The 8,456-nt window shown below is 36.9% G+C and carries 11 protein-coding genes and 2 pseudogenes; 9 read left to right on the top strand and 4 right to left on the bottom strand.

Features of this window, described 5'->3' with window-relative positions; genetic code table 11:
* Positions 1–51: 51 nt before the first annotated feature.
* The 3 genes from ACYUCW_RS17295 to ACYUCW_RS17285 all read right to left on the bottom strand — a co-directional run bounded on the left by ACYUCW_RS17295 (position 52) and on the right by ACYUCW_RS17285 (position 1,530).
* The gene (locus ACYUCW_RS17295) at positions 52–447 is read right to left on the bottom strand and encodes a putative zinc ribbon protein (protein ID WP_004249568.1); all 396 of its coding nucleotides are present in this window, start codon (positions 445–447) and stop codon (positions 52–54) included.
* Positions 448–574: 127 nt separating this feature from the next.
* The gene (locus ACYUCW_RS17290) at positions 575–799 is read right to left on the bottom strand and encodes a helix-turn-helix transcriptional regulator (protein WP_036973767.1); all 225 of its coding nucleotides are present in this window, start codon (positions 797–799) and stop codon (positions 575–577) included.
* Between the two features lie 95 nt (positions 800–894).
* Positions 895–1,530: an inovirus Gp2 family protein gene (locus ACYUCW_RS17285; protein WP_004249566.1), complete on the bottom strand. Its 636-nt coding sequence runs from the start codon at positions 1,528–1,530 to the stop codon at positions 895–897.
* A 522-nt stretch (positions 1,531–2,052) separates the two neighbouring features.
* On the opposite strand from ACYUCW_RS17285, the gene ACYUCW_RS17280 reads away from it, so the two are divergent.
* From ACYUCW_RS17280 to ACYUCW_RS17240, 9 genes and pseudogenes are all read left to right on the top strand, one after another.
* Complete coding sequence (locus ACYUCW_RS17280) at positions 2,053–2,937, top strand: hypothetical protein (RefSeq protein WP_460409133.1); 885 nt, start codon at positions 2,053–2,055, stop codon at positions 2,935–2,937.
* A gap of 59 nt (positions 2,938–2,996) precedes the next feature.
* Positions 2,997–3,401, top strand: a complete 405-nt coding sequence (locus ACYUCW_RS17275) for a GTPase family protein (RefSeq protein ID WP_004249563.1) — start codon at positions 2,997–2,999, stop codon at positions 3,399–3,401.
* Positions 3,398–3,571, top strand: a complete 174-nt coding sequence (locus tag ACYUCW_RS17270; protein WP_460409132.1) for a hypothetical protein — start codon at positions 3,398–3,400, stop codon at positions 3,569–3,571. Before ACYUCW_RS17275 ends, ACYUCW_RS17270 begins: the two co-directional genes overlap by 4 nt.
* On the top strand, positions 3,561–4,244 hold the full coding sequence (locus ACYUCW_RS17265) for a helix-turn-helix transcriptional regulator (RefSeq protein WP_036973759.1): 684 nt from the start codon (positions 3,561–3,563) through the stop codon (positions 4,242–4,244). The genes ACYUCW_RS17270 and ACYUCW_RS17265 overlap by 11 nt, the downstream gene beginning before the upstream one ends.
* 42 nt (positions 4,245–4,286) lie before the next feature.
* Entirely contained in the window at positions 4,287–4,625 is a 339-nt protein-coding gene (locus ACYUCW_RS17260; protein WP_004249559.1) for a hypothetical protein, read from the top strand.
* A 115-nt stretch (positions 4,626–4,740) separates the two neighbouring features.
* On the top strand, positions 4,741–5,184 hold the full coding sequence (locus tag ACYUCW_RS17255; RefSeq protein WP_004249558.1) for an antirestriction protein: 444 nt from the start codon (positions 4,741–4,743) through the stop codon (positions 5,182–5,184).
* 69 nt (positions 5,185–5,253) lie between these two features.
* Positions 5,254–6,096 (top strand): DUF932 domain-containing protein, encoded by an 843-nt coding sequence (locus ACYUCW_RS17250; protein WP_004249557.1) that lies wholly within the window; start codon positions 5,254–5,256, stop codon positions 6,094–6,096.
* Positions 6,097–6,219: 123 nt separating this feature from the next.
* Positions 6,220–6,987 carry a hypothetical protein gene (locus tag ACYUCW_RS17245; protein WP_004249556.1) on the top strand — a complete coding sequence of 256 codons (768 nt, stop codon included), beginning with the start codon at positions 6,220–6,222 and terminating at the stop codon, positions 6,985–6,987.
* A gap of 408 nt (positions 6,988–7,395) precedes the next feature.
* Positions 7,396–7,638, top strand: a pseudogene (locus tag ACYUCW_RS17240) (integrase); the annotation flags it as partial.
* Positions 7,639–8,092: 454 nt separating this feature from the next.
* Here ACYUCW_RS17240 and ACYUCW_RS17235 read toward each other — a convergent pair.
* Positions 8,093–8,377 (bottom strand): annotated as a pseudogene (locus tag ACYUCW_RS17235) (HNH endonuclease); the annotation flags it as partial.
* Positions 8,378–8,456: the final 79 nt, after the last annotated feature.

Raw genomic sequence — 8,456 nt, 5'->3', positions numbered from 1 at the left:
GGGGGCTTGCACTGAAGCCCCTATTTTGCAGTATGTTCCTTTTAATAAACCTTAATCTTTACTTAGTGCAGCAATGCTATAGATACCATCCTTACATGTAGGACAGTACTTTGAACCACTGTATTCATTTTGGCAAAGCACACAAAACCAGTCTGTTATAGGCACTAAAGGTTTTAACCATCGATAAATACCTTCCTGCATTTCATTTCTGATTTGCTGATTGATAAAACTCAAGCAGTGGATACAACGTTTCTCTGATGATTTATCACTATGCTCAAACCAATAAGTTTCGTCATCGGTTATTAAGCTCAGATTCTCTCCACAATGAAGGCACGTGTATTGTACTAAAGGGTCACTAACCGCCGCTCGGACACCGATAGGCTTAAGGTTCGGGGTATTTGCAATATACAGGCGAGGCGTCTCTAATTCCGGTAATGTTGTTGTCATAGCATGGTTACCTTAGTAAGAAATTATCTCTTCTTAACAGGCGCACGAAACCCGACGGAGTACCGTCTAACAGGCTGCTAGGTTATGTGGGGAATGCTGAAAAGAAGAGAGGATGAGTCAGTGAAAACTAAGCGCGTGATTGTTGAATTCGTGCAGATAGCCATAGTTCCACTTCGCTCTTGAGCCAGCGTGAGCTACGACCTAACTTAATCGGTTTAGGGAATTCACCGTCTTGAATGAGTTTATAGAACCACTTATCGGTTAAGCCTGTTAACTGCGTAATGAATTTCATGTCAATAAGCTTGTCTGCGAGAAGAGAAGCGGGTGTTGAAGTAGTCGTTGCGTTTGTCATGAGAACAGCTCCTGCTTGAATTAAATTCAGAAGCGATATCGATTGAAGGAAAGAGATATCACTTGGTGTCATGACATCCGTTCCTCAGTGATTAATTATCGGCTACAACCTACAACTCGGTTTCCATCTTTGTAGGGTTTGCTGTAATCCTTAGCAAGGTAGCTAAGCTTATCAACACAGTTTTTATAATCCTTCTCAAAGCTATCGGAGCCTTTATGCAGGTATCGGATAGGATTAATATCGTAACTACAGACATGAATAATCCCATCATTCAGCATTTCAATTCCTAATGCGCTATGCCATGCCTGATTGATCCTTGAATATAAATTCTTGGTTGTTTCCCCCCACTCATCATCACATTGAAAACGACCTAATGTGAAGAAGGCATCCTTGTTGAAGAGCAGAACACAGTGATAATGGGGATTCTCACATTTAGGACCTATCTCTCTAACCCATAGGTTTTTTAACCCATTAGGATAGACACGTTGACCCTGCTTACGTTTTTTCAACTCATAAGCTTTTAGCTGGGCTTTTAGAGAATCAAAGAACCGTGATATCACGCGAGAATCTTTCTTACATTCGGTGTGTTGTGGGAACCGAAGATCTATTCTGATAATAAATAATCGAGGATGTTTATCTAAGGCTGTTTTTAAGGTTCGTTCTATCTTCCTACTGATATTTGGATTGATTGTTTTAAGCTTCTTTGTCTTAGTTTCATTATGTGGTTTCATGCTTGCCCTATCTCGTTATGTAACAGCATAACGTCGTAGGGTAAGTACTTTTTTATTGATGAATGGTAATGACTAGAAGATTAACTGTTGTCTTATGGGTAGGAGTATCTGGTAGATGTCGTTATGTATGTTAGGGATCTATGAATAGGTATATATATTACTATACCAACGCTAGAAAGTAGCTTTAGCCTACTGAGCCATGTCATTTTCAAGCCTATTTTAACTCTGACATTGATGCATCAGAATGTCGATATAGGATAAAAAGACATTACTGAGAGTATCTACATCGCTGATTGCTTTTTGCTCAATTGCTATTGTTGTTTTATTTTATTTGTTTAAAATCATTTCTTTGTATGAAGTGCTGCACTACATTGTAGGGAGTTATCTGGATATGAAGCATTGAAGTACACCATTGCATTCGAAGCTAGAATAGGTGTGCAGGCAAAGGTATCATTATAGGTAGGGTAGCCATGTAGCTATTTTCACAGAAAACGATTGATGAATTTGAAGTAGGGTAACGATATGGCTAAGCGTGTCACTGTTAACATTACCTCGACAAAAGTACAGAACTATCTTGATAAGCAAGGATCACGATCCGCTGCAATTAATAAAATTCTTGAAGATACAATTCCAGAAGAGAGCTTAGACTATCAGGATGAGAAGGATGATAATTTTACTAAAATAGGGTCAAAAGAATTATCTAATAACTTGATGCATATTTACTATAAGAACAAAAATCGTCACGATGATAAACATGGTCATTCTTGTGAAGAAGAGCTACACATTGATTTAGTTCGACAGGTTATTAAATGCCGAGGGAATGGTTATCTAAGCATACCAATAGAAAAAAAGGGAGAATTCATTAATGCTAAAGATGAATTTAATTTTCTCAATATGTTAAAACGCCATGATTTAGTTCATCAACTTATAAGCGAAAGAGTGAAATTTAGAGCTAAAGGGAATGAAAATACTTATAAATTTTTTGATTTTATCATCCATCTGGTTAATCAAGTAGAAATTAAAATTGTAGAAATAAAATATAATGACGAGCCTTATGTGAAGGTTTTTATTGAATTTTCATGGGATATGATATTTGTAGATATAAAAAATAGTTCATTCAGAATTTATGATTACAATAGCATTAATTATTATCGATATAGTCATTACATGACGAAATTTAATAATGAAGGGAAACCTAAGTTTAGTTTAACTCAAGGGAAATATGGTGGGTATTTTATTGATTTTTTAGGTACGGAAAAACCGACTAGTTATTTCATGAGTTTAGTTTCAAAAAGCAGAAAAGAGCCTATTCTCTATATCCATACCGATAATATTAAAATAAAAACTAAAGGTATGATTAGAATGGATGAACTGAATGAGAGCGTTCAGAACTCTGTGTCGCGTTAATTGTATTTATTTTCAAACCTACATTATCTCTTTGTTATTTATCAAGGAGATAATTTATTATGTCAACATCAAACCTCATTTCTAATGTATTAACTAAAACACTGCCTCAATCCCTTTCACATCTACATGCTCAAATCGAAAGCAAATTGAATGCCATCATTCACTATTCCCCGACGATTGGTTTAATGGGGAAAACAGGTGCCGGTAAATCCAGCTTATGTAATGCTTTATTTCAAACTAATGTTTCGCCTGTTAGTGATATTCACAGCGGTACACATGAAGCTAAACATTTTGAAATGCAGCTAGGCACACGAACATTAACTTTTGTTGATTTACCGGGTGTCGGTGAAAGTATCGCGAGCAACGATGCTTATCACTCGCAATATCAGCAATTATTACCGAAACTTGATTTAATTATCTGGGTATTGAGGGCTGATGAACGTGCGTGGATATCGGATGATTGACTTATCAATTTCTAACAGAACAGCGTGGCTATGATAAAACACGGTTCCTTTTTGTTTTAAATCAAGCCGACAAAATTGAACCATGTCGAGAGTGGGATCTTGAACAGCATAGTCCTTCAGATAAACAATATCAGCACTTACAGCAGAAAGATGAGGGATATGCAGGGTAATGAAGCTCGTCATGACCGCTTAGCGGTTCGGCTATCACTGATTATTAGCCGATTATTGGCAGGGGAAACATTATCCTTAAAAGCGCTCGCTGACGAATTTGGCGTGTCGGAAAGAACGCTTCAACGAGATTTTAATCAGCGATTATCTCATCTTGACCTTATCTCAGATAAAGAGGGATATCGTTTGTCTGGACGTTTAACGGCTTGGCGTCCACCCGATATTTTCACCTTTTTACAAAAAGTAGGGCTATCTCGTTATTTTCCGGGACTAACACGCAAGGCTGTTAATCACTTACTGCATAGTGACATTCATTATCCTTGTTTAGCTTGGCATACCTCGATTGAGGTACATCCCACCAGCGCAGAATGTTTTTATCGAATTATTACGGCAATTACGTCAACCGTTGATATTCGCATTCAACAAACAGATAGCGAGTGGTTACAACTGACACCTTATCGCTTAGTGCTTCAAGGCGCACACTGGTATCTCATTGCTTGTTTCACTCATCGGTTAGTCGTTATTCCTCTGGATAAAATTCAAGCTGTTCATATTACGGAGATTATGAGTTATCGAAGACAAGATATCTGCCAACTATCACAGGAAGATGACTTCATTCGAGGGTTACCTTATTTCGAAAGTTTTCAACGAACAATGACAGGTATTGATTATTAGTACCTGTTTTTCTTTATATTTAATTAATGGAACGTAAACATAATGTTTTCAAAATTACTCAATAAATTAATTGATCATTCAAGAACCCTAATAATTTTATTGGCTCTCCTTGGTATTGGTGTCTTGTATAAAGGATGCAGTGGTGAGGAAACAACTTACTATCGAGTAGGGGAAGTTAAAGGTGTTCAATCTTGTGGGCAGGTAGGCGCAAATAGTTATTTATGTGGTGTCGATATCTATGATACAAGCACTCAGAAATTGCTGGCTAATGAAACCATAGGGCTGAAGTCTAGACCGTATCCCGGGAATATCTTAATAAGTCAGTGCACGTTGAAAGGCTCCAAAATGGCGTGTACTAATGAATGGGCATATATGCGTTAAGTCACTTTTTTATTTGCCTGTTAATACACTGGATATTTCTAATATAAATTTATACTCATTTAATAAGCCTGTCGGGTGACCGACAGGCTTATTTGTCTTTATTCAAAGGAAATACATGATGAACTCAACAATATTAGTTAGTGATGACTTTGTAAATATTCAAGCCAATATAGTGACGCTATCAGAAAGGCAGGATTTTTGGCAAACCCACTTTGGCAGAGTGAAAGGCTTCGCCACATTTGAAGAGGTGATTTTCACTATTATGGGCCAGTTCTGTGATGAGTACACGGGAGGCTATTGGGAGTACTGCACCTTACCCAACGGTGGTGCATTTATTTACCCAGATTTGGCCTCTGAAAAACTCACGTTATTCAATATGCACAATGGTAATGAAGCAATACTCAGTCCAGAAGCAGCAGGTGTCGCTGTTTGCTTGATGCTGTATAGCCAGTGGCCATTTAGAACCGAAAGTGAATTACTGGTTGAACGGTTTTATCAGCTTCGTGACTACGCAATTCAACATCCTGAAAGCTCAGCTATTTTCCATCTTATCGATTAACCACTCCCTTAATTCACTCCTTCACTCTTTCAGTTTTACCTATCTTATTTATTTTCAAGGAAATTAATTATGACTCGTTTAGCTTCCCGCTTTGGTGCGGCGAATAGTATTCGTCGCGACCGCCCGTTAACCATAGAAGAATTATTTCGTACCGTACCGAGTGTTTTCTCAGAAGAAAAACACGATTCACGTAGTGAACGGTACACTTACATTCCGACCATTACCTTATTGGATAGCCTTCAAAAAGAAGGCTTTTATCCGTTCTTTGCTTGCCAGACTCGAGTGCGTGATACCAGTCGTCGAGAACACACCAAGCATATGTTACGGTTACGTCGTCATGACCAAATCACGGGTATACAAGTCCCTGAAATTATTCTCTTAAATAGCCATGATGGATCAAGTTGCTACCAAATGTTACCGGGCCTATTTAGAGCGGTATGTCAGAATGGTTTAGTCTGTGGAGATACCTTTGGTGAAGTACGTGTGCCACACAAGGGCGATGTAGTAGGTAAAGTGATTGAAGGGGCCTATGAGGTACTGGAAACGTTTGATACGGTCACTGAAAAGCGTGAACAGATGCAGTCACTATTGTTACCACCACCAGCACAACAAGCCTTGGCACAAGCAGCTCTGACCTATCGTTTTGGTGAGGAACATCAGCCTATTACAGAGGAGCAAGTATTACACCCTCGTCGCTGGGAGGATAAGAAAGATGATCTTTGGACGGTATATCAACGTTTGCAGGAGAATTTAATTAAAGGGGGATTGTCAGGCAGAAATGTAAAAGGTAAACGAGCTCGTACTCGTTCAGTGAATGGCATTGATGGTGACATCAAATTGAATAAGGCGCTGTGGGTGATGACTGAAAAGATGCATGAGTGTTTTCAAAGTAAATCAAAATATTCATATTAATGAATTATACGGGATATAAATGTGAATACGCTCATTATTTATGATTCAGCTATCATTATAATGAGCTTTATGATTAATTAGTGCTTATGATAGGGGAATACTACTAATTAAAGGAGCATTAAAATGTTTGATAGTTTACTGAGTATCGAATCTATTGTCGCACTATCTATTGGTGCTATATTTAGCTTCAAAATTGGAAAAGTAAATATCAGCATTAAGAATGACTTTAGAAATCAAAGCCCTGAGATAAATGGTAATAATAACTTAGTCATTTATAATCAAGCGATGGGAAATGTTAGAAAAGAGATTGCATTTTCTATAAAAATTGCAATTGTTGTGATGATGATTGTATTTCATTGGTTTCCTACTTTTTTTCTGAATCTCTTGATATCATTTTCATTCTTTCTACCGATATTTAGTTTATTCGGTATTGTGAATGTTATACGACTTAATGGTATTTATAGAGGATGGGATTTTTTATATTTTTTTGCATCATTAATGATGGGGATATTGTTTTATTGTTCAGCAACAATGATGACTAATTATATGTCTATTTATCCAGAGTTAACAGCAATTTACACAAAAATGTCAGAATATAGACTTATGGGGCTTTTTGATGCGCCAAATTATCTACACTATTTCATTCTTGTGGTTATGACTAGTATTGCTTGCCCAGCCTTAATAATTATAGGTTTTTATCTTACTTTTGCATATACAAAAGCAAGGGATGGAAACGAGGTTTTCCGGTATGCATCTACATTACTGCTTTCTGGATATGTAGCTTACTTATTTATATCAGGTGTTTTCTTTTCGCCAGACCGAGCAAATCATGAGCAATTTTTATTAATTCTGGCTTACCCATTTAAAGTTGTTTTATCATTTTTTGTTTAAAATTTAGTAGTATGTTTTATTCAATAAGTATCAGTTTTACTCAGATTCTAAAGAGTGTCTCAAGTGTAAGAGAATGAAGTGAAGGTGTAATGTCATTATTATGTGAAAAGAAAGCTTATTACCTGCGGTAGTCAACAAAATCTCTTTATGTATTCAGATACATAGTTTTCTATTTCCTTTAGCTAAATAGTAAAACTTAAATGCGGGTACATTTGCGGGTATAAAAACAATAAATAAAAATATATTATTTAAATTTCATGTTGTTAGTCTTTTTTTGCGAGTCCGGCCTTCGCACCATAAGAACATCAATGGACGTCAACAGACGTCTTTTTTTGTATCTGAACTCCCAGTTTTACAAGGCTTTTCCCCACTTTTCAGTCTTCCCAAGTATACTAAGGTCAACCTTGCGTCCCTTTAAGCCGACAAACCATTGATATCTTAAAACAGATCTATCAATTCTGTGGTAATCATTCGCTAGTCTTTATCGATAATGACAATCCGAGAGAAAACACGGTAAACAATGCATTACGTGTAGTGGGCTATGATATTAAGACCGAAGTCTGTGAACATGGTTTTAGAACAATGGTCTGTAGTTCATTGGTTGAGTCAGGCTTGTGGTCAAAAGATACAGTAGAAAGGCAAATGCGTCATTGCCCACTTCCCCTAAAATGACACAGCTATAATTAAATTTTGCCCCAAAATTTCAGAGACCATAATGAAAAAAGTTCGTTTTGCTAAAACTCAAATTGTGAATATCTTAAAGCTCGCAGATTCAGGTATGACAGTTGACGATATTTGCTACCAAAATAGGATCAGCAATGGCATATACTAAATTTGAAAATAAAACTATGGCGCTATGTAATTCATTGAGGTTAACCATTAAAATTGCTTGAAGAGAAAATAATAATCTTAAAAATATTTGTAGAAGTCAGCCTCTAACACCATGCAATAAAAGAGTCTTTCGCAAAAAAGGTTGATATGGTCATTAGATTTTATATATCACCGTTTGTATTGTAATAACCGAGCCAAGATACAGTCTCTTCTTGATAAGAGAGTTGTAAATATTGAGTGATATTGGTAAACACTTAACATCAACTCGCTAATTCTATAGCTTAAACACTTGCTCACGATGCCAATGGATAAATGTATCCTTCGGATGTTCTTTTGTGTTTTTAGGTAGGCCAATTACCTTATTTGAAAATTGCCAAAATAATTGCTCTACCATTTGATTACCATTCACACCGCTAGAAACTAATAATTTCATATTATCATCAATACTGATTGCGCCCATATCAAAGGCAGAGTGGTGTAATGCGCATAATGCCAACCCATTATTGATAGTACATGGGCCGCCGAATTGCTTCCATTTTATCCAAAACACCGTAAAACCCCGTCCTTCAGGTCGGGGATATAAGGCGCGGTTTTTTAACTAACTCGGTGTTTCCTGTTGCTCAATGTACTGGCGGATA

This window comes from Proteus sp. MB838 (genome assembly GCF_054767435.1).
Note: the sequence above shows the minus strand (reverse complement) of the source record. Positions and strands in the feature narration are given on the sequence as shown.